At 32.5% G+C, this 21,750-nt stretch carries 14 protein-coding genes; 9 read left to right on the forward strand and 5 right to left on the reverse strand.

Features of this window, described 5'->3' with window-relative positions; all coding sequences use genetic code 11:
• Positions 1–7: 7 nt before the first annotated feature.
• Positions 8–2,923, reverse strand: coding sequence for an S-layer homology domain-containing protein (locus V9L04_RS17455; RefSeq protein WP_338791207.1), 2,916 nt, complete (start codon positions 2,921–2,923; stop codon positions 8–10).
• An 831-nt stretch (positions 2,924–3,754) separates the two neighbouring features.
• Here V9L04_RS17455 and V9L04_RS17460 point away from each other — a divergent pair.
• Positions 3,755–5,128, forward strand: coding sequence for a hypothetical protein (locus tag V9L04_RS17460; protein WP_338790948.1), 1,374 nt, complete (start codon positions 3,755–3,757; stop codon positions 5,126–5,128).
• Positions 5,129–5,393: 265 nt separating this feature from the next.
• On the opposite strand, the gene V9L04_RS17465 is transcribed toward V9L04_RS17460, so the two are convergent.
• Both V9L04_RS17465 and V9L04_RS17470 read right to left on the reverse strand, forming a co-directional pair.
• Positions 5,394–10,460 (reverse strand): BspA family leucine-rich repeat surface protein, encoded by a 5,067-nt coding sequence (locus tag V9L04_RS17465; protein ID WP_338791208.1) that lies wholly within the window; start codon positions 10,458–10,460, stop codon positions 5,394–5,396.
• A 193-nt stretch (positions 10,461–10,653) separates the two neighbouring features.
• Positions 10,654–11,793, reverse strand: coding sequence for a hypothetical protein (locus tag V9L04_RS17470; protein WP_338791209.1), 1,140 nt, complete (start codon positions 11,791–11,793; stop codon positions 10,654–10,656).
• A 128-nt stretch (positions 11,794–11,921) separates the two neighbouring features.
• Here V9L04_RS17470 and fabD point away from each other — a divergent pair, with 128 nt between their 5' ends.
• The 6 genes from fabD (at position 11,922) to clpX (ending at position 17,889) form a co-directional block, all read left to right on the forward strand.
• A complete protein-coding gene (gene fabD, locus V9L04_RS17475; RefSeq protein ID WP_338791210.1) occupies positions 11,922–12,794 on the forward strand; it encodes an ACP S-malonyltransferase in 873 nt (290 codons plus the stop codon).
• 51 nt (positions 12,795–12,845) lie between these two features.
• On the forward strand, positions 12,846–13,541 hold the full coding sequence (locus V9L04_RS17480; RefSeq protein ID WP_338791211.1) for a rhomboid family intramembrane serine protease: 696 nt from the start codon (positions 12,846–12,848) through the stop codon (positions 13,539–13,541).
• 60 nt (positions 13,542–13,601) lie between these two features.
• On the forward strand, positions 13,602–14,648 hold the full coding sequence (locus V9L04_RS17485; protein WP_338791212.1) for a glycosyltransferase: 1,047 nt from the start codon (positions 13,602–13,604) through the stop codon (positions 14,646–14,648).
• Between the two features lie 182 nt (positions 14,649–14,830).
• Positions 14,831–15,691, forward strand: coding sequence for a 2,3,4,5-tetrahydropyridine-2,6-dicarboxylate N-succinyltransferase (locus tag V9L04_RS17490; RefSeq protein WP_338791213.1), 861 nt, complete (start codon positions 14,831–14,833; stop codon positions 15,689–15,691).
• 124 nt (positions 15,692–15,815) lie between these two features.
• Positions 15,816–16,472 (forward strand): cytochrome c, encoded by a 657-nt coding sequence (locus tag V9L04_RS17495; RefSeq protein WP_338791214.1) that lies wholly within the window; start codon positions 15,816–15,818, stop codon positions 16,470–16,472.
• 160 nt (positions 16,473–16,632) lie between these two features.
• Complete coding sequence (gene clpX, locus V9L04_RS17500; RefSeq protein ID WP_338791215.1) at positions 16,633–17,889, forward strand: ATP-dependent Clp protease ATP-binding subunit ClpX; 1,257 nt, start codon at positions 16,633–16,635, stop codon at positions 17,887–17,889.
• A gap of 151 nt (positions 17,890–18,040) precedes the next feature.
• Here the strand turns inward: clpX and pth are convergent, their stop codons facing one another.
• Positions 18,041–18,601, reverse strand: a complete 561-nt coding sequence (gene pth, locus V9L04_RS17505) for an aminoacyl-tRNA hydrolase (protein ID WP_338791217.1) — start codon at positions 18,599–18,601, stop codon at positions 18,041–18,043.
• 351 nt (positions 18,602–18,952) lie between these two features.
• On the opposite strand from pth, the gene V9L04_RS17510 reads away from it, so the two are divergent.
• Together V9L04_RS17510 and V9L04_RS17515 are read left to right on the forward strand one after the other, a co-directional pair.
• A complete protein-coding gene (locus tag V9L04_RS17510) occupies positions 18,953–19,972 on the forward strand; it encodes a GSCFA domain-containing protein (protein WP_338791218.1) in 1,020 nt (339 codons plus the stop codon).
• A 107-nt stretch (positions 19,973–20,079) separates the two neighbouring features.
• Positions 20,080–20,820 carry an isoprenylcysteine carboxylmethyltransferase family protein gene (locus tag V9L04_RS17515; RefSeq protein ID WP_338791219.1) on the forward strand — a complete coding sequence of 247 codons (741 nt, stop codon included), beginning with the start codon at positions 20,080–20,082 and terminating at the stop codon, positions 20,818–20,820.
• A 170-nt stretch (positions 20,821–20,990) separates the two neighbouring features.
• Here the strand turns inward: V9L04_RS17515 and V9L04_RS17520 are convergent, their stop codons facing one another.
• The gene (locus V9L04_RS17520) at positions 20,991–21,740 is read right to left on the reverse strand and encodes a hypothetical protein (RefSeq protein WP_338791220.1); all 750 of its coding nucleotides are present in this window, start codon (positions 21,738–21,740) and stop codon (positions 20,991–20,993) included.
• Positions 21,741–21,750: the final 10 nt, after the last annotated feature.

Consider the following 21,750-nt stretch of genomic DNA (forward strand, 5'->3'; position numbering starts at 1 on the left):
GAAAAAATTATAGTTTAATTAAACGCAATGTTTGAGTTCCTTCTTTAGAAGAAATTTTGATAATATACGTTCCTGCTTTTAAGCGAAGAGTAGAAAGTTCGAACTCTTCTTTGTGAGTTCCTGCTTCTTTATTTCCTTGATATAAAATAGAAATCTCTTCTCCTAAAATGCTGTATAAACGAATGCTTATATCAGACGCTTCTTTCAAAGAATAAGCTACATTTAAGCGAGAGTTTTCTATTGGATTTGGAAACAACATCATTCCTTCTATGGTATTTTGCTCTGTTTTTACAGCAATTTTAGAAGCAGGATTTGCAGGCACAACAATATAGGTATTGAATAATTCTGACGCACGACTCAAATAACGCAACGCCTGATACATCACTACAGTAGCATTTGCTCTTGTACTATTATCATTTGGCTTGTAGTAATTTTTATCAGGGTGATTTGCTACAAAACGATTTGCTATTCCATTTGTAACCGAAGTAGTAGCCCACGAAGGAACATCATTTTTATCTGTAAATAAGTTAAGCATAGTGCTTGTTCCTCCACTTACGCTCAATCCATTTGAAATAGAAAGTGTTACTTGCATTCTTGTAATAGGGTCATTTGGTCTAAATGTGCCATCCGTATAACCACTCAAATAACCTGCACGAGCAGCTTTCAAAATGTTTGCTTCTGCCCAATGTCCACTAATATCAGTAAAACTACGACTAGCCACAGCAGGGTCACTTGAAATACTTGGGTCAATAATAACAGCTATCATTGTCGCAAATTCGGCACGACTTGTTGTGTTATTTGGACGGAAAGTATTATCACTATATCCTGACATAAATCCATTATTCAACATATAACGAATTTCATTTTCTGCCCAATTTCCTGTAATATCTGTAATAATGGGTGCTCCAATAGTAACATTTGCATTAGCAACACTAGAAAAGTTTCCTGCTGCATCTCTTACAATAGATTTTACTTGTCCTGTTGAAGCTAGATTAGTACGTAAATCTTTGGCGTTTGTGTTTCCAACTGTTACTGTAACGCCTGTGCTTCTTCCTTTATATACTTTCAAATCATCAAATTCTACATTCGCTTGATTGGTACGAAGCGAAATATAACTTCCTGAAGTCAAAGGACTTGAATCTGTCCATTCTGTAAGTAACGCATCATTTCTAAACACTTCTATTTTACCTGTGGTGGTAGAATAAGCCACTTTGTAATCTGCCCAACTTGTACCTGTAGTAATAGAAGCACTTGCTCTTGTATTCAAGACATTATTTACTGTTTCAAGAATACTGACTGTTCCACCATCTGCCGAAAACCAAACTAAATAAGAGTTTCCTCTTTCAGAATCCGTTTGAGAAGCCATAATATGAATTCCAAAACGACGGTTTCCAGTTGTACTGTTGAGTTTTGCAGCAAAATTATACAAATAACTTTGTCCATTCGTTTGAGATAAAAATGTAGATAAAGAAGTATTTGTACTTGTGGTATTTGATTGAACCAAACGTCCAGAAGAATTTGCAGCCCAAGTACCTGTTCCTACAGTATAATCTGAATGAAGCGAACCAGTAGAAAAGTTATCATTATAAAAACCATTGCCACGATTAGCACGAGTTTCAGAAGCATAGTTTTCTAATACTTGATAGAAACGACCTGTTACACCAACATTATCAGCATCTGTAAAAGTAGCAGAAAAATCACTTGTGGTGCTACTTGGTGCTGTAATGCTTGTCGTTGGATTTACTGTGTCCGAAGGAGTTCCTCCTCCTCCACATCCATTCTGAATCATTGTATTTACCTCTGTTCTTACACCTGGCAATAGAGCATAAAGAGAATTTCCAGGACACTCAGAACAACCTCCTCCGTCTCTATGACCAGCAATATTTTTCACGCTTCCACCCGTAGAATAATGATAAGATGAACCTGTTGGGTTAATTCCTTCTTTGTTTGCTTTCCAAGCTAATAAAGATTTCAAACTATTCATGGCTGCAGTAGTCGGAGTAGTACTTGAAAAAGTACCAAGCATACAAACTCCCATGGTGTTTGAGTTATAACCACAAAAATGTGCTCCAATTACATCTTCAGGACGACCTTGATAGATAGTTCCACTTTTATGAATCAAATAGTTATATCCAATATCTGACCAGCCATTTGAATTTTGATGCAAATCTTGAATAGCTCTAACGGCTGCTGCACCATCATTCCAATCATATCCATAGGCATGATGAACTACCAAATGTGTAACGTTTGTATAAGAATAGCTGCTTTTTGAAGAACGTGCGCCCCAACTAGCACGAGAAACTACAGGAGGCTGTGAACAACCATCACTCTGTACATAGTTTGTCATATCATTTTGTGCTTTTTTGATATTTTGTTGAGGAGTTTCTCCTGGGCTATAAAAAGAAACTTCGACATCTTCGATACGTGCAGCTTGTTCACTTCCTGTTTTCCAAGAAATTCTATATTGTATTAAACGAGTTTCTTTTGGTAAAAAACTAGCTACCGAAGTAAGGCGTTTTGCTTCCTTGTGATTTTCTACATTTACGTGTCCATCAAAATCAGTTTTTTCCCAACTATTCCAATTTTTGCCATCTATTGAAGTTCTTTGTTCGATAGTCAAAAATTCGTGGTGTAAATTTTCGCCTTTCCAAGTAGTATAAGCAGAAATAAATGGAGTAGGATTTTCAAGTTCAATTTTAATAGTTCTTGTAGTAAAACTACCTGTTTGTTTCAAACTGTTTAGAGTAAGTCCATTTTTTTGTTGTATTAAGTTTTGTTGAAAACTCAAATTATTTTTTTGAGCAAAGTTTAGACTTTTTTGAGCAGAGCCTTCATTTTTTAGAAGTATTCTATCGTTCTGTGCCGTAGCATAAAACATAACTGATAACCAAAATAAGGCTATTAAAGGGATAATTTTTTTCATTACTGTTAGAGTATAAGTTTTTATAAATATTTAAGGGATTATTTAATGAATCTTGGTAGTGTTTTTTAGTATAGCATTAGAAATTATACATTAATTGTACAACAGTGTAAATACGTGTTTAAGCGAAATTATAACTTGTATTTATGAAATAAAAGTATTAAATTAAATTTGATTTGTACAATTTTAGTTAAAATATCTACTCCCAAATGTAACAATTTTTATTCATAATACACAAATAATAATCAATGATTTTTTAAATAAAAAAGATATTTGTATTGTAAATTATTGATTATCAAATAGTTATAAATAAAAAAAAGATTAATGTTCATAATTAATTAACTTAATTGATAAGGTTTGCGAAGAAAGGGAAATTAAAAAATTTAGCTAGATGCTTATAATGTTTATTTATTGATAATTAAGCTATTTTTTAACATATTGAGTGGTGTAAAATTGAATTACATAGTTGAAGTTTTAGGTTGTTTTTTTATAAAAAAAATAACTTTATATAATTAATTAAATTAATTATATAAAGTTATGTGCTTTATTCTATTTTGCTAAAAAAACATTTTTTTAAGTTACACAAATGGGTGCTTTTTGCTAATTTTAGGGAAAATTTAGTGTCACATATTGCAAGGTTTCTTATATGAATTAGTCAAAACCTTGTAGAGATTGTTGTTTTTTATGCTCAGCAAAAGTCTCAATCAATTGCAAACAACTCTTTTTCCTCCTCATTTTTCTCACTTTGGGAAAGTATTAAAGATAGGCTGTACAAACTATAAAAAAAATTCCTCGTATTTTTGAGTTACTACACAACAAAAAATACCGAGGAATATGTCTAAACGACAGTATGAATATAGGATAAAAAACTGGAAATCCAAAGCTATGGCACGCAGAAAAGAAAACGACTATTTAAAAAGTCGTATTAAAGAACTCTTAGATAGCCGAGATTCTTGGAAAAAAAAATATCAAGCAGAAAAATTACAAGGCAAATTAAACTTGTCTACTAAAAAAGCAAAAAGACACCAGTATAGCTTACAGGTAGTCAATTTTGTACTAGAACTATATAAATATGGTGGTATGAGTTTACGCAGTTGTCGTCATACGTTAGTTTGCTTACATCTTTGTTTTGGTTTACAAGGCAAATTACCAAGTCATAGCAGTATCCGTAATTGGTTATGCAAATGTGGAGCTTATCGTCTTGAACACACAGAAAACCAAAGTAGCGAGTATGTGGTCTATGTGGATGAAAGTATTAGTTTTGGTAGTGAAAAAATACTTTTGCTACTAGGTGTTTCAGTAGATGCTATTCCTAAAAACCGAAGTTTATCTCATAGTGATATGGAAGTTTTGGCAGTAGAAATTGGTAACGAATGGAGAGGCGAACAAATAGCGAAAGAATTAAGTAAAATAGCCTCTGAAACAAAAATAAAATATATTGTTAGTGATGAAGGTACTAACTTAAAAAAGGCTTATAAATCATTGAATTATACCCATATAGAGGATTGTACTCATATTTTAGCTAATCATTTAAAGCGACTTTATCATCAAGATGCTGATTTCAAATTATTTAGTAACCTTGTCGGTCAATTACGACAAAAATGGAATTTAAGTAAAGATAATAGTCAGTATATGCCTCCTTCTATGAGGGTAAAAATGCGTTTTGCAAATATCTTTCCTTGTGTTAATTGGGCAAAAAAAATAGTACAAAATTGGGACAATTTACCCTCATGTGTTCAAGAACAAGTTCTTTTTTTGAAAGAAAAAGAGGAGTTTATAAAAGGACTAATACAGGTAGAAAAAGTATTTAAAATGGTTTGTCAAGAGCTTAAAACTACAGGATTTGGAGTTTTACAAAAGAAAAATATTCTTAATAAATTGCTACTTATTGAGTCTCAAGCAGGAGACAAATTAAACCCAAAAGCAAAAGTTTTTATGGAGAACGCTAAATTATATTTGAATAATTTAGAAAACAAAAGTAAGAGTTTGAAGGAGGAATTTATTCTTTGTAGTTCTGATATTATTGAGAGTTATTTTGGAAAATTTAAAACTAAAATAAATCCCAACAGCAGAAGTGGTTTAACTGAATTTATTTTTACAATAGCTACTTTTGGAAGAGCTTTTTCAATAGAAGAAACTCAAAATGCGTTAGAAAACATAAAATGCAAAGAGTTAAAGTTGAAAAAAATAATGAAAAATGTTGCTTAAATCAAGGTCAAAAAATTAGGGAACTTTTTGACCTTGATTGAACAGCCTATATTAAAGATGTTCAAAAGTCAGTTTAGAACGGATGAAAAAATGGTGAAACAAAGTATTATATATAATCAAGAAATACCTCTTTTTTTACATTTGCAAACACCAGAAACAACTCATTTATCAAGAAAACATTCAATTAAGAACCTCTAAAAAAGAAAAATCAGGCAATCTATAAGACTGCCTGATTTTTCTTTTTTCAGAATTAGACAACTCTTTTTTATTGAATAATCAGTTGTTTTGTATATACTTTTCCTTGAGAAACAATCTGTACTACATAAACACCTGCACTTATTTTTGGAAGTGTAATAGTAGTAGTTTTTTCGTTTCTAGAAATTTCTTTACTGTAAATTGTTCTACCAAGTGCATCTACCAAAACAAGATTTGTCTTTTGGTTAGTAGTTGTAGCAAACTCTACTTTAAACGAACCATTATTTGGATTTGGATAGACAGTAAATATTTTAGCAGATTCTTCTTCAATTCCAGTTTCTATATCGAAAGTAAATGCTTTTTCTTCGGTTTCAAATTCACAGCCTGAAATATAAGTTACTTTTGCTTTGTAATTTCCACTTTCAGTTGGTTCAATCGTTTTTTGATTATTGAAACTAGCTACTTCAGTTCCATCTTTAAACCAAACTACTGAAACAATAGAATCAGAAGACGAAACACTAATCGTTTTGTCAAAAGAATTCTCTTTGTTTATTGTAATCGTTGCATTTGGAGCTTGTGTTTCTGTGATTTCTACTTCATTTGTTTCTACTTGACAACCTTCTGCTGTTGTAATTTCTACTTTGTAAGTTCCAATTTCAGAAGTTACTAAAGTAGATGAATCATTTGAAATAGCTGTTTCATTTCTAAACCAATTGTAAGTAAAACCTGTGCTAGTTGTTACAGACAGCGTTGTTTCTTCACTTGAACAAATTTCTGTTTTATCAGCAGAAAGAACCACAACAGGCAAATCTGTAATTGTAACAGCAATACTCACGCTATCCAAACACGAAGGCTGACTTGCTGTTAGAGTATAATTTCCAGACTCTGAAACTGAAATTGATGTTCCTGTTCCTACATCTGTTCCATTTAAAGACCAAGTATACGTTACATTTGAGCTTGTATCTTGTGCATTTAACATTCCATTTCCACAGAAAGTAACTTCACTTCCTTGTTCTATTTTGGCAGTCGGAGCATCAACAAAAACCACTTTTGTAGCTTCAGAAACAGCAAAACAACCGTCTCTTTCAATTCTTACAGTATAATTTCCTTCAAAAGAAACAACCAATGCTCTTGTATTTCCTACCTGAATATTATCTCTAAACCAAAGATAAGAAGCATTTTCTACTTCATTAGCAGAAAGTGTAAAGATATTAGTACATGATTCAAACAAACTTCCTTGCTCAACAATTGCCTCAAAAACTTCTTTTATTGGAACAACAACTTCTAATCGTTCACTTTCTAGGTTATTTATAATAACAGAAATATAAAAAGTAGTTGTATCATTCAAAGCAGGTGTTTGAATAGTTGCATTAGCTGTTTCAAAAAGTGGCGTTGTAGCATTTTGAGAAGCATAAACACGATAGATAGCTCCACTACTTCGTACTTCAATTGTGCCACTTTCTCCTTTACAAGCAGCTTCTAAAGAAAATAAAGTTGGCGTTGATGGAACGGTACGTACTTGAACAAAGTTAGTAGTCGCTGTATTATTTCCACAAATAGCCTTTATAGAATAGGTATATTGTGTGCTTGAACTAACTAATGAATCAATAAATGATAATTGAGAAGAAACAATAGTTTCTAGTAACTGATTATTTCTCCAAATTTCATAATTGATAGCATTTGAATTTGCTGGAGTTGCCCAAGATAATTTTACTCTTGTTGCAGAAAGTGCTTCTGCTGTCAAATTAGTTGGCGACTGGCAATCTGCAATTGGTGGATTTGAACCACCAGCAGGATCACAATTTGGCAAGACATCTAAAATAGTGTTTTTGACTGTATTCGTGATAATTGGTGCATTTGTATCAAAATAAATATAAGATTTATTTTCAATTCTTGATGTATCTGTATGTGCTGCAATTTCATCCAGTTCAAAAATAACATAGCCTTGACTAAGCTCTGGGCTAGAAGTGCTATCAGGCAGGTTAATATTATCAAAACGGAAATTGATAATATTATTATTTGCTGTTGTATCAACCACCATCGGATGGCTACTTCCAACAACTCTCAAAGAGCTTCTATCCAACAAATTACTCAAAGAATCTACAATATTTACATTCAAAGCAGGTGCATTTCCTGTATTTTGGAAACGGATTGTATAAGTAAGAGGTAAATCAGAACGCTTTGTAAACTTATCATCACAGATTCCTTGTGGATAGACTTGTTTGTCGTTCGGGTCATACGAGTTTACGATTGGAAAACAGTATTGTTTTAGATTATTCAAACGAGTAAGGTCATTTGTTTCAGGAGTAATATGTCCTGAAAAACAAACTTCATCGCCAATATTTAAACTAATATCTGGAGTTATAAAAACTCTAACTACGAAATTTCTATCAAAACTTAAATCTGTAACATCCCAAAACAAATTATTTCCTGCAATTCTATCTGGAGTGATAGAAGCAGAATTATAAGCTACATCAGTAGGTAAAGTAACTTTGAGTTCGCCAGACTTTGGAGCGCAAGAATAATTATTTGCTAAGACTGTAATCATTGTAGGTATATCAGGGCGAAATATTCCTCCCACTATATTTACATTGAAGTCATAATTTGTAGCAGAAGGATTAATAATTACAGGTTGTATGACTTGATTTCCTGCTAGGTCTTTAATTAACAAATCGAAATTTCTTCTTGAACTACTCCCACAGTCAAAAACTCTACTTTCTAACCCTGTATCGTTAAAAACTACTTGTATATCTGCTGAATCTGTACAGTTATCGCTCAAAGAAATAATGAAATCTCTAGCTAAAATAGTTGCTTGATTAGAAGCATTAAAAAGGACAGGAAGGATTCTCGTTACAACAACTGGAGGAATAGTATCTTTTACATGAATAATAGAAGGAGACGTTTCTATATTTCCTTGACTATCTGTAACTCTCAAAACTACATCGTGAACTGCATCTGTATCAGTACAAGAAAATGAACGAGTAGCTAATCCTGTATCATCAAAAAGGTAAGAAGCAATTGTATTTCCACAACCTGCTGAACTTGCACTATCTAATAAAATTGCATCTACATTTGTACTTCCTGTATTATCTAAATAGGCAGTATAGTTTGTTTTACTTACTGCATTTAGGCTTTGATAGGTAGTAACTAACATTTCTAACCTGTTATTACTTCCACAACCTACAATAGAATCTAAAGCATAGAAATAAGTAGAATCTTGCGTCAGAGTTGGCGTTGTAAAACTATTTCCTATGTGTACAGGTGTCATATTTGTAGGTGAATCGTACCAATAGACTGTTCCATTTCCATCTACTTCAAGAGTAGTTTGGATATTTGAACATATACCATACTGATTTTGTGGTGGAGTAGTATTTTCCATTGATGAAGTAGTAACTAATAGTGGTAATCTATTACTAACTCCACAACCAGTAACTGAATCTTGAGCATAAAAATAAATAGAATCTTGCGTCAGAGTTGGCGTTGTAAAACTATTTCCTATGTGTACAGGTGTCATATTTGTAGGTGAATCGTACCAATAGACTGTTCCATTTCCATCTACTTCAAGAGTGGTAGGTGTATTTGGACATAAATTAAATTGATTTTGAGGAAGTGTAATATTATTTATTGATGCTCCACCTAATAAAGCACCTGTGATACTCCAGCTATTTGGAGGAGAGGTAAGGATATTACGTGCTGCTATAGAACTACAATAAGTTAGACCACTAACGCCCAAAGACACATTTGGCTGTACATTTTGTGATGCCCAACCTATTAGAGTAGAGTCATAGTTTGCTATATTTAGACTAGAATTAGAGAGCATATTGTTCATATATATAACATTACTAATATTCCAGTTTCCAATATTTTGATTAAAAGATATAGCATCCCAAAACATTCTACTCATATCTATTATATTCTGTGTGTTCCAGTTTCCAATATTTTGATTAAAAGACGTAGCATTCCAAAACATACCCTTCATATCTATTACATTCTGTGTATTCCAGTTTTCAATATCTTGATTGAAAGATGTAGCATTACGAAACATATAACTCATATCCCTTACGTTTTCAGTATTCCAATTTCCAATATCTTGATTGAAAGACATACCATTGGAAGAACCATAGAACATACCTGACATATCCCTTACATTTTGAGTATTCCAATTTCCAATATTTTGATTGAAAGATGTCGCTTCAGCAAACATCTGACCCATATTTGTAACAGATTCGGTATTCCAGTTTCCAATGTCTTGATTGAAAGAAGGGGCATTATAGAATATAGCAGACATATTCGTTACATTTTGAGTATTCCAATTTCCAATTGGTTGGTTAAAAGATGTTGCTCCCCAAAACATCCAACTCATATCTGTTACATTTTGAGTATTCCAATTTCCAATTGGTTGGTTAAAAGATGTCGCAGCAAGGAACATCCAACTTATATCTATCACATTTTGAGTATTCCAATTTCCAATTGGTTGGTTGAAAGATGTAGCTTCAGAAAACATTTGATCCATATTTGTAACAGATTCGGTATTCCAATCTCCAATTGGTTGATTAAAAGATGTTGCATTAAGGAACATCCAACCCATATCTGTTACATTTTGAGTATTCCAATTTCCAATACTCCCATTAAAATTACCACAATCACGAAACATCTCTCTTAAGCTACTTACGTTAGATAAATTCGGAATATCGGTAGCGTTATAAGTAAGATTAGAGCAACCTGAGAAAGCTTTTTCCATACTTGTCCATGCTATATTTCCCCATGCTTCTATAGTTTGGAGTGAGTTTGCACCACTACCATTATTCATATAAAAACAAGGAAATGTTCCAGTAATAGCTACTTCGTACGTATCTCCATTGTTAAGTCCCGTAATAGTATAATCCCATGTTCTTTCTGTAACAGAACCATCGCCTATACCTAAATTAGTAAGGTTTGTCCAAGTAATATCATAATCATACATACCATTAAAAAAGTTAGTAGGAATCGTTATTGTTCCATCAGTTGTTACCCAAGTAGTACGAAAGGCTTGTGCATCTGCTGTATTTGTGCTAAAAAAGAAGAATGCAAAAAGCAAAGAAAAACCAAATAATATAGTTTTGACTTGGTTTCTAAAATTAGAATATGATTGTCTCATCAAAAGAAATTCAATTACGAATTATGAAATTAAAAACTACTGTTCTTGGGATTGAGAATGTAGTTTAGTAATTCTGAATAATTCTGTGTAGAAATAAAATAAATAGTAATAGAGGGGAATTGTGAGTGCAAAGGTACGTTTTTATTTTTTAAATAGAGTAATTTAATATTACTTTTAATAACTAATCTTTCATTTATGAATCAATACTTTCAGAGTCAGAAGAAACAACAGCCGTTTTATCAAAAAGTAGCTTTCGGAGTTCGGGATTTTTTCCAAATTTCCATATTAGTCCGTCGATGTAATAGTGATAAATTACAACCATTGTAAAGGGAACAAAAAGCCATTTTGCCCATCCATTAGTCATTAAGCCTATTATTTCTATCGTTCCGACAACAAAACCATAAATCATAGCCACACCAAACCATTTCAAAACAACGTTTTTTATATGCGAAAAACGTTTTCTTTGATAGTGCATAACAAAGCCTTGATACTGAATGTTATGATAGACAGTTTCTAGTGATTCTGCAACTAAAAAGGGTAAAGCAGTAAGAAAAAATACAAAATAATGCGTAGAAAGTGCAGCTACTAAAAATAGTATTTTAGGAATATTAATTGGCTTTCGCTTATAAAAACGCCACACTTGACGCAAAGAAAAAGTAACTAAAAAGAAAAGAAAAATACTCCAAATTATCTCTGTAATCTGTGGAGGAAGATAAGGAAAGTTAGCAGTCAGTTCTTTGTACACCACAACTGGACTTTTTATATCCGAATAATCTCTAAAAAAACAAGCAAACATACCCGAATAAAAAAGACCTGTATCCAAATAATCATCAATTTTATCAAAATCTTGATTAATTCCTTTATAGGCTTTCAAAAAACCAGAATGCTGACGGATAATGTGCCAACTTCCAAAAAATGCTGCAAATACAATTAGTTCTTTTTCAAATCCCATTCCTGTCACAATAAGTCCAGCCACAATAAAAGCAGCTAATCCCCAAGTATGCATGTATTTTCGTTCTTCAAATTCTTCTTTGTCAGCGTGTGTTCGTGAGAAGGTTTGAAAGATATGAGGGTGGTCAAAAATAGCTGTAAAGACAAAGTAAGTCAGAATAATAGAATCACCTTGAGGAGCTAAATCTAATGTCTCTGCATACATAAAAATACCCAAAAATAGAAGCGTAAAAACACAACTTCCTATAAAAAAGAAACCATCATACCGACGACTTACTATCCAGTTTATAGAAAAATGCTTATTTGTTTTGGATAAGTTTTTCTTCTCTTTAGGGTTCTTATTTTGCTCTTTCTCTACTTTGTTTTGTATTGTAGCTTCCATGTCTGACTATTTTTTGCCTTTCTTCTGTATTCTGATAATCCAAAAAGCTATTGAGTTCTATAATTTTATTAATTTTGAATCAATTTACAAATCTTAATTTACAAAAATCATAAAACACAACAAAATACATGAACGCATACATTTTTCCTGGACAAGGCTCACAATTTGTCGGAATGGGCAAAGAATTATATGAAACTAACGAAACAGCCAAAGAGCTTTTCGAAAAAGGAAACGAAATTTTAGGTTTCAGAATTACAGATTTGATGTTTGAAGGAACAGAAGAAGACCTCAAACAAACCAATGTTACTCAACCTGCTATTTTTCTTCACTCTGTCATTTTGGCAAAAGTAACTGAAAATTTCAAACCTGATGCTGTTGCAGGACATTCTTTGGGAGAATTTTCGGCACTTGTGGCTGCTGGTGCGCTCTCTTTCGAAGATGGACTAAGACTTGTAAAAGTTCGTGCAGAAGCAATGCAGAAAGCCTGTGAAAAAGAACCTTCTACTATGGCTGCTATTTTGGCTTTAGACGATGAAACGGCTGAGAAAGTATGTGAAGGAATAGAGGAAATTGTAGTTCCTGCAAACTACAACTGCCCTGGGCAACTTGTAATTTCAGGTTCGATAAAAGGCGTAGAACTAGCTTGTGAGGCAATGAAACAAGCAGGCGCAAAACGTGCCTTGATGCTCAATGTAGGTGGTGCTTTTCATTCGCCTTTGATGGAATCGGCTAGAGAAGAACTGGCTGCTGCTATCAATGAGGTAAATATTGAATCGCCTTCTTGTCCAATTTATCAAAACGTAGATGCAAAGCCTTATACAGAACCTGCAAAAATCAAAGAAAATTTGATTGCTCAACTGACTGCACCTGTGCGTTGGACACAAACTATCCAAAATATGCACAACGATGGAGTTACTAAATTTATAGAATGTGGAGCAGGAAAAGTTTTGCAAGGACTTGTAAAGAAAATTGAAAGAAGTGCAGAAACTGTTTCTGTATAACAAACAAACCCTAAGGGTCTTTAAGACCCTTAGGGTTTTAAAGAAATAAAAATGAAAGAATCACAAACCATCTCGCAATCTATTCGCTATATTTTACTTATAGCCTCTGTTTTTTGGGTAGTTTATCTGACTGAATGGATGTGGGAACAAAACTGGTCACACTGGGTCGGTTATCCTAGAAGTAAAGAGGGAATTATCGGTATTTTTTTGAGTGCATGGTTACATGGTGATTGGATTCATTTGGGTTCGAATACAGTTGCATTTATAATGCTTGGAAGTGGGCTTTTTGTGCTTTATCCTGCGTTATCTGAAAAAGTTTTGTGGATAAATTTGTTTCTAACTGGTATTGGGGTTTGGCTTTTTGCTCGTCCTGCTTATCATATTGGTGCAAGTGGTTGGATTTATTCGTTGGCTAGTTTTCTGTTTTTTAGTGGTGTTTTTCGAAGAGATAGGCGTTCACTTCTGATTAGTTTTACAATTATGTTTGTTTATGCAGGAATGCTAGAGACCATTTTTCCATCAGAAAAAACAGCCTTAGAACATATTTCGTGGGAATCACATCTTGTTGGTGGAATTGTAGGTGCATTTATGGCATTTTCATTTCGTAAAGAAGTAGCAGATAATTCTGTTTTGAGTGAAGAAAATCAAATTCTTGATTATTTAGATACACATAAAAATTACCAAGAAGGAATTATTCCACTAAAAACGTCTAATTTTGTGTATTCTTATAAAGAAAACAAAAAGTAATTTTATTTAATTATCGCCATTGTTGGTGTTCTCACTAACGATATATTTAACTATAAAAAATTGAACTCAAAAATAGCTGTCGTTATCCTAAATTATAATGGAGAAAAACTTTTTCCTGTCTTTTTGCCTTCTGTAATTGAGCATAGCACGAATAATTTTACAGAAATTATCATTGCCGATAATGCCTCTACTGATAATTCTATTGAGTATTTGAAAGAAAATTATCCACAGATTAGAAGAATAGAACTCACTCAAAATTATGGTTTTGCAGAAGGATATAATCAAGCATTAGCTATTCTGAAATCAGAAAAACAATTTGATTATTATATTTTACTTAATTCTGATGTAGAAGTTACACAAAATTGGCTTAATCCTATCTTAGAAATTTTTGAAAAAGACACAGAAAAGAATATTTCAGCTATTCAGCCAAAAATCAGAATGCATGCGCACAAACACCTTTTCGAACACGCAGGAGCAGCAGGTGGGATGATTGATTATTTGGGTTATCCCTTTTGTAGAGGACGAATTTTTGATACTTTAGAAGAAGATAAAGGTCAATATAATAATCAAATTCCTATTTTTTGGGCGACAGGTGCAGCAATGGCAATTCGTGCAGAAGTGTATCACGAGTTAGGAGGACTAGATAAAGATTTCTTTGCTCACATGGAAGAAATAGATTTGTGTTGGCGAATTCATCATACAGGAAAAAAGATTGTTTATTGCCATGAAAGTACCGTTTTTCATTTGGGAGGAGGAACGTTGAACCCAATGAGTGAAAGAAAAACCTATCTTAATTTTAGAAATGGATTGACACTTTTACTCAAAAATTTACCTTCAAAAAATCTATTTTTTAAAATCTATTTTAGAATGATTTTGGATGGAATAGCAGGAATTAAATTTCTTTTGGAGGGAAAACCAAAGTTTACACTAGCTATCTTAAAAGCTCATTTTTATATGTATGCAAATCTTTCTTCTATTTTGAATAAAAGAAAAGACAATCAAAATAAATTTGGTACATTAAAACTCCCTTCTATTGTCTATCCGAAAAGTATTGTTTGGCAGTATTTTGCAAAGAAAAATAAGACTTTTGATAAATTGGAAAGATAAACCTCAACTTCATAAAAAACCAAAACAGACACTTCAAAAAATTGTCTGTTTTTTTATTGCTTCGTACATTTGTAAATTAGCAGAATCAAAAAATAGCATCAAAAACAAATGCTATAACTATGTGTTAGGTAGAAATTGAATCAAAATAAATCACTAAAAATACAACATTTCCCATAAAAGTCATGAACGAACGTATAAAATTAATAGAAGCAGCTTGGTTAGATCGTACTTTGTTAAAAAATACAGTCGTACAAGAAGCTGTTTTTCAAACAATTGAAGATTTAGATAAAGGAATTTTAAGAGTTGCAGAACCAAATTTGAATCTCACTATTGAACCAACTGAATTTGCTGACCAACAAATAGCTTCTGAATGGACTGTTCATGAATGGATAAAAAAAGCTGTTATTCTTTATTTTCCTCTTCGTAAAATGGAAACTATCGAATGTCCTCCTTTTGAATTTCACGACAAAATTCCATTGAAAAAAAATTATGCAGACCTTGGCGTTCGTGTCGTTCCTCATGCGATTGCAAGACACGGAGCTTTTATCAATAGAGATGTTGTCATGATGCCTTCTTATGTCAATATCGGTGCGTATGTTGATAGTGGTACAATGGTGGATACTTGGGCAACCGTCGGAAGCTGTGCTCAAATAGGAAAACACGTACATTTGAGTGGTGGGGTCGGAATTGGAGGCGTTTTAGAACCTGTACAGGCTGCTCCAGTAATTATTGAAGATGGTGCTTTTATCGGTTCTCGTTGTATTTTGGTAGAAGGTGTCAGAGTTGGAAAAGAAGCTGTTTTGGGTGCAAATGTAACCATTACAGGAAGCTCAAAAATTATTGATGTAACCAAACAAGAAGCTGTTACTTATCGTGGATATGTTCCTCCTCGTTCGGTAGTAATTCCTGGAAGTTATCTCAAAAAATTCCCTGCTGGAAAATATAATGTTCCTTGTGCTTTGATTATCGGACAACGCAGCGAAAGTACAGACTTAAAAACTTCTTTGAATGAGGCTTTACGTCAGAATGATGTAGCTGTTTAGTGAAGCCGTCGGTGAGACACCGACAACGGCAAGTTTTTTTACAAATGAAAATTCGCCTTTTTTATTTTATATCTATTAAATAAATTGAACAGGGTTTTAACCCTGTTTTTATAAAAAAAATCAAATGCTAAACGCTATCCCAACAGGTGCTTATACAGGACTTTTGCACACACACAAATTAGTTGTCCTTCTTTTTCTAGTTATTTATGTTATTAAATTAGCTCTATTGCTTTTTAGTGAAGCTAATTTGGATAAAATGAGAGCAAGCAAACCTGCACGTATTTTCGAAGTTATTTTGAGTGTTCTTTTTTTAGTTACAGGAATTGCAATGTGGACAAATGTTGCAGAGCCATTTCAAACACTTTTTTTAATAAAAATTGTAGCCGTTTTTGCATCTATTCCTTTGGCTGTTATTGGTTTTAAAAAGAAAAATAAGGCATTAGCAGTGCTTTCGGTAGTTTTGCTTTTTGCAGTGTATGGAATTGCAGAAGTAAAAAAGAAAAGTTATTTGAAGCCAGAAAAACAAGATATGGTTTATAATGAAGCCGAAACAAGCGTTTATGGCAAACAATTATATACTCAATATTGTGAAAATTGTCATGGGGCAGATGGTGCAGCAGGACTTTCAGGTGCAAAAAATCTTCAAACAAGCAATATTTCTGATGCAGATTCTAAAATGCAAATCAAAAATGGAAAAGGAAATATGCCTGCTTATGATGGAATATTGAATGACAAACAAATTGATGCTGTCATTACACATATTAAATCACTTCGGAAATAAGTGAAAAAAAAATACGATATTTGTGTAATCTTAAAATCTAAACCAAATAAGCTAATTGAAATTTAACTATTTTATATTAGCTCATTATGCATTGGAATAACAGTTAATAAATTACTAATTCGTAATTTTTAATTCGTAATTCGTAATTGTCTTTAAAAATATGGCTAAAGAAAAATCATGTAATTTTTGTGGTTCGTCGGCTCGTTCTCGTCAGCTTATGGTTGATGGACCTGGTGGTGTAACAATTTGTAATCAATGTATCGAACAAGCGCATCAAATTTGGCAACAAGAAGAGTTATCACGCAAAAAAGGTAAAGTCAAATTGAATTTGATTAAACCAATGGAAATGCGAAAACTTTTAGATGAATATGTTATTGGACAAGAAAAAGCAAAGAAAATTCTTTCAGTTGCTGTCTATAATCATTATAAAAGATTGATGCGTTCTGGTCAGGCAATGGGAGTTCATTCAGATATAGATGACGGAATTGTTATCGAAAAATCAAATATCTTGATGGTTGGTAAAACAGGAACAGGAAAAACATTGCTTGCCAAAACATTAGCTAGAGCTTTACAAGTTCCGTTTTGTATTGCTGATGCCACTGTTATTACAGAAGCAGGTTATGTAGGTGAAGATGTAGAAACCATTCTTACTCGTCTTCTGCAAGCTGCTGATTATGATGTCTATGCTGCCGAACGTGGAATCGTTTTTATTGATGAGATTGATAAAATTGCTCGTAAGTCGGATAATCCGTCTATTACTCGTGATGTAAGTGGTGAAGGTGTTCAGCAAGCACTTTTAAAACTTTTGGAAGGAAGTATTGTAAATGTTCCACCACAAGGAGGACGCAAGCACCCAGACCAAAAGATGATTGCTGTCAATACAGAAAATATTTTATTTATTTGTGGAGGAGCATTTGATGGTATTGATAAAAAAATAGCTAAAAGGTTGAATACCAAATCGTTAGGTTTTGAGAGTAATTCCGAACGCAACCGAAATATTGATGAGAGAAATATATTACAATATGTAAATGCTCAAGATTTGCGTTCTTTCGGACTTATACCAGAACTTATTGGTCGTATGCCTGTCGTTACACATCTCAACCCATTAGATAAAGAAGCATTGAGAAATATTTTGACAGAACCTAGAAATGCGATTACCAAACAGTATCAAAAACTCTTCAAGATGGAAAATGTAGATTTGACATTTGAAGAAGAAGCATTAGATTACATTGTCGAACAAGCTATGGAATCTGGTTTGGGAGCAAGAGGGCTACGTTCTATTTGTGAGACGATTGTTTTGGAAGCTATGTATGAAGTTCCTTCAAATCCGAATCAAACAGAATTGGTTATAACACAAGAATATGCGAAAGACCAATTTACAAAGTCTGAAATGATGCGTAGCTTGAAAGTTGCCTAAGCAGAATTGTGAATTGTGAATGGTAAATTATGAATGAAAATACTTTAGCTGATAAATCTGTTGAGCTTGTTTAGTTTCTCATTCTTTATTTAAAAAAAACTGCTTCAAATTGCTACGCTTGAAGCAGTTTTTTATTTCTAGCTCCATTCTATTATGAATTATACTGACTCATCGTTCTATCAATTCCAATACTACAAAAAGAAAGTGTCATTTCTTCTATTTTATCCAAAATTAAAGGAAGTGCAGCCGATTCATTTTTATCAAATTCGCCCAAAACAAAATCAATTTGTTTTCCTTTCGAAAAATTATCTCCAATTCCGACACGCAAACGAGGATAATTTTGAGTTTGTAACAAATCTTGAATATTTTTTAGTCCGTTATGTCCTGCATCAGAACCTTTTTTACGCATTCTGAGGGTTTCTAAAGGCAACGCCAAATCATCAACAATTACCAAACAGTTTTCAATTTCTATTTTGAGTTCGGTCAGCCAATGACGAACAGCTTTTCCACTCAAATTCATATAGGTAGAAGGTTTTATCATATAAATTGCTCTACCTTTATGCTTGAAAGATGCTACATCAGCATAGCGTTTGGTTTCAAAAGTTACTCCTTTTGACTCTGCCATTTTATCGACAGCCATAAAACCTATATTATGGCGTGTATTTTTGTATTCTGAACCAATATTTCCAAGTCCAACAATTAAATATTTCATAGTTTTGTAATTATCTGTATCGCCGACTTTAGTTTAATGCTATTAAGCTAAGGATTAGTAATTTTTATTTACTATGTAAGAGTTTCATATTGGTAGAAAAGATATGAATTTAGTTTTCATTTACTCCGTAGGAGTTATATATTGGTAGGTTTTGTGCGATTTGCAAACAAAATGCTACCAATATGCAGTTCCTAACGGAACAAAAGAAGGATTTTCTCTTCGTTTTTTACCAATATGAAGTTCCTATGGAACAGAACTTCTTAGCTTAATAGTATTGGGCTTTAGTCTGCGTGTATTTTTTTACAAAATAAGGCAAACTAAATTCTAAAATCAACTCATAAATTCAATAACGTGAAATTCAGAACCGAACTACATCCTATTTCATTACAAAAAAAAATAAATTTATCGAATAAAATAGTTACGATGGGTTCTTGTTTTTCAGAAAATATTGGACAAAAACTCCTTCAAAATAAATTCGAAACACTAATTAATCCTTTTGGTGTTATCTTTAATCCTCTTTCAGTTATTCAGCTTTTAGAATGGATTATAGAGGAAAAAAATGGAGATGTTTTGATGGATAATTTAGAAAATTTTTATATTCAGCACGATGAAGTTTGGTATAATTATCATTTGCATTCCAAAATTGCTAGTCAGGATAAAGAAGAACTAAAACCAATTGTAAAAACAAAAGCAAAACAAACATTTGAATTTTTAGAAAAAGCAGATACAATTATTTTGACTTTCGGAACGGCTTTTATGTATGAATTATTGGGAGAAAATGGAAATAATAAAATACCCATTTCAAATTGCCACAAACAACCAAAAAATCTATTCAATAAAAAGTTAATTGACTTAGAAATTGCAAAAGTGAAATTTGAGCATTTTATCAAAAAAATAAATTTATTTGGAGAGAAAGAACAACAAATTATAATTACAGTCAGTCCTGTTCGTCATTTGAAGGAAGGTTTGGTGGAGAATAGTGTCAGTAAATCTATCTTGAGAGTTTTGGCGCATTTTCTTACAGAAAAGTTTGAAAACGTAAATTATTTTCCTTCTTATGAACTCGTTTTGGATGATTTGCGTGATTATCGTTTTTATGAATCTGATTTACTGCACCCAAACGCTCAAGCAATAGAATACATTTGGAGAAAGTTTTCTGAAAATTACTTTGATGATAAAACTCAGTTATTCTTAAAAAAATGGCAAAAAATAGCTTCTTCGTTAGCTCATAGACCTTTTTTTCCTAACCGAAAAAGCCATCAAGATTTTATTCAAAAATTGATTTCTGATATAGAAAAAGTAAAGAAAGAATTTAAAATTGAGCTAAAAGAAGAAATTGAGTTTTTGAAAAATAATAATTTAAAGTTATAATAAAGTTTTCACATACTTTAAGAGCTAAATAAAATACCTTACCTTTGCAACACTAAAAAAATAAGAACATTTTTACAGAACTATTAACTCATAATCCAACTTACTAAATGGCATTAATTGAAGAACTAGACAAAGAAGGTAATTTTTTATTCAAACATAGAGGAACTCTTCCAATCCCTTTTGTTTTTGTAGCATTAGGAATTTATGCATGGCAAGCTCAGAGTCAAGGCTTTCCAGAATGGTTTCCCTATTACGAATATGTTTGTTTGGCTGTTGGGCTGTTGGGGCAGTTTGTACGAGCTTATACTGTTGGACACACGCCAAAAGGAACTTCTGGCAGAAATACAAAAGAGCAAGTAGCCGAAACGCTTAATACAAGTGGAATTTATTCGATTGTGAGACATCCACTTTATGTAGGAAATTTCTTGATGTGGCTGGGTGTAGCTCTGCTAACGGCTAATTTTTGGTTTATTACGTGTTTTGTTTTGGCATATTGGTTATATTATGAGCGAATTATGTATGCAGAAGAATATTTTTTGCGCAACAAATTTGGTCAACAGTATTTAGATTGGGCTTCAACTGTTCCTCCTTTTATTCCTCGTTTTTCTAATTTCAATGGTGCAAACTTAGAGTTTTCTGCCAAAAATGTTTTGAAACGTGAGTATAACGGATTCTTTGCTTTGATGCTTATTTTTACTGTTTTTATTGGTATTCGTTTTTATTTCAAAACATTTATGTACGGACTTCCTAACGAATGGTATATTATTTTTGGAGTAAGTTTATTAATCTTTGCAACACTTAAAATACTAAAGAAATTTACGAAAGTATTAGACGTGCAAGGTAGATAATCACAAGAAGACAAAACGAGAAAAAAATCAATAAAAAACGGATTCAAAATAGCTTGAATCCGTTTTTTTATAAAAGAATAAATCAAAATTTCTTGTTCAGCATTTTCTTTGCCCTTGTTGGTGCATCTATCTATCATCGATGAGATAGAAAAATAATTTATAAGAGCAGATTATTTGAATTTTACAGAATTTCCAATATCTACTTTTTTATCTTCTTGCATCAAATCCAAAAAAGGAATTGTCATAGTTAATGTTTTTTTATCTTCGGAAACTGTCGTATTTGATTTATTAGAATATGATTTTACTTGATTAGGAACATGAACAATATAAGTATAATTTGCACCTCCAAAAAACATTTGCATCATCTGTTTCATCTGTGCTTTTTCTTCTTCGGTTTGTTCTTTATCGTCATCCTTTTTTCCTCCCATAATTTCTGACATATCCATTCCATTGTCTCCCATTGAAAAAGAATTTGCTCTAGTAAACTCTCCCTTTTTGAAAGAGTATTGTTTCTGCATTATCTTTACTTCGCCTTCTTTTTCCTCTTTAGAAGCATTTATGGCTCTATTGAGTGCATCTACATCTTCAAAATCATACATTACTGTAAACTTCATTCCTTCTGTTGAAGCTGCTGTTTTGATATTTGAAATTCCTTTTACTTTAGATAATTTTGCTTTTGTTTCTTCTAAAGTAGAGTCCATTTTGTTCATTTCTTTATTTGCACTCTTTGCCGAATCACTTTGCATATTGAGTGCCATTTGTATCATTGGATTATTTCCCAAATCAATTGTCTGAATAAAAGAACCCGAACCGTCTTTATTGATGGTAACTTCTTCTTTCAAGTCAAAACAACTAGTAAGTGAAATAGCTAAAATGGCTACGATGGCTAAACTGTAAAATCGTCTGAAAATATTTTTCATAAAATAACTA

The sequence above is a fragment of the Bernardetia sp. MNP-M8 genome (genome assembly GCF_037126285.1).
In the GTDB taxonomy this organism is placed as follows: domain Bacteria; phylum Bacteroidota; class Bacteroidia; order Cytophagales; family Bernardetiaceae; genus Bernardetia.

Excerpts from the sequence above, each read along its gene's own strand:
- V9L04_RS17460 (WP_338790948.1), top strand. The coding sequence starts at position 3,755 with ATGTCTAAACGACAGTATGAATATAGGATAAAAAACTGGAAATCCAAA.
- V9L04_RS17490 (WP_338791213.1), top strand. The coding sequence starts at position 14,831 with ATGAACGAACGTATAAAATTAATAGAAGCAGCTTGGTTAGATCGTACT.
- V9L04_RS17520 (WP_338791220.1), bottom strand. The coding sequence starts at position 21,740 with ATGAAAAATATTTTCAGACGATTTTACAGTTTAGCCATCGTAGCCATT.
- fabD (WP_338791210.1), top strand. The coding sequence starts at position 11,922 with ATGAACGCATACATTTTTCCTGGACAAGGCTCACAATTTGTCGGAATG.
- V9L04_RS17455 (WP_338791207.1), bottom strand. The coding sequence starts at position 2,923 with ATGAAAAAAATTATCCCTTTAATAGCCTTATTTTGGTTATCAGTTATG.
- V9L04_RS17495 (WP_338791214.1), top strand. The coding sequence starts at position 15,816 with ATGCTAAACGCTATCCCAACAGGTGCTTATACAGGACTTTTGCACACA.
- pth (WP_338791217.1), bottom strand. The coding sequence starts at position 18,601 with ATGAAATATTTAATTGTTGGACTTGGAAATATTGGTTCAGAATACAAA.
- clpX (WP_338791215.1), top strand. The coding sequence starts at position 16,633 with ATGGCTAAAGAAAAATCATGTAATTTTTGTGGTTCGTCGGCTCGTTCT.
- V9L04_RS17465 (WP_338791208.1), bottom strand. The coding sequence starts at position 10,460 with ATGAGACAATCATATTCTAATTTTAGAAACCAAGTCAAAACTATATTA.
- V9L04_RS17515 (WP_338791219.1), top strand. The coding sequence starts at position 20,080 with ATGGCATTAATTGAAGAACTAGACAAAGAAGGTAATTTTTTATTCAAA.
- V9L04_RS17470 (WP_338791209.1), bottom strand. The coding sequence starts at position 11,793 with ATGGAAGCTACAATACAAAACAAAGTAGAGAAAGAGCAAAATAAGAAC.
- V9L04_RS17480 (WP_338791211.1), top strand. The coding sequence starts at position 12,846 with ATGAAAGAATCACAAACCATCTCGCAATCTATTCGCTATATTTTACTT.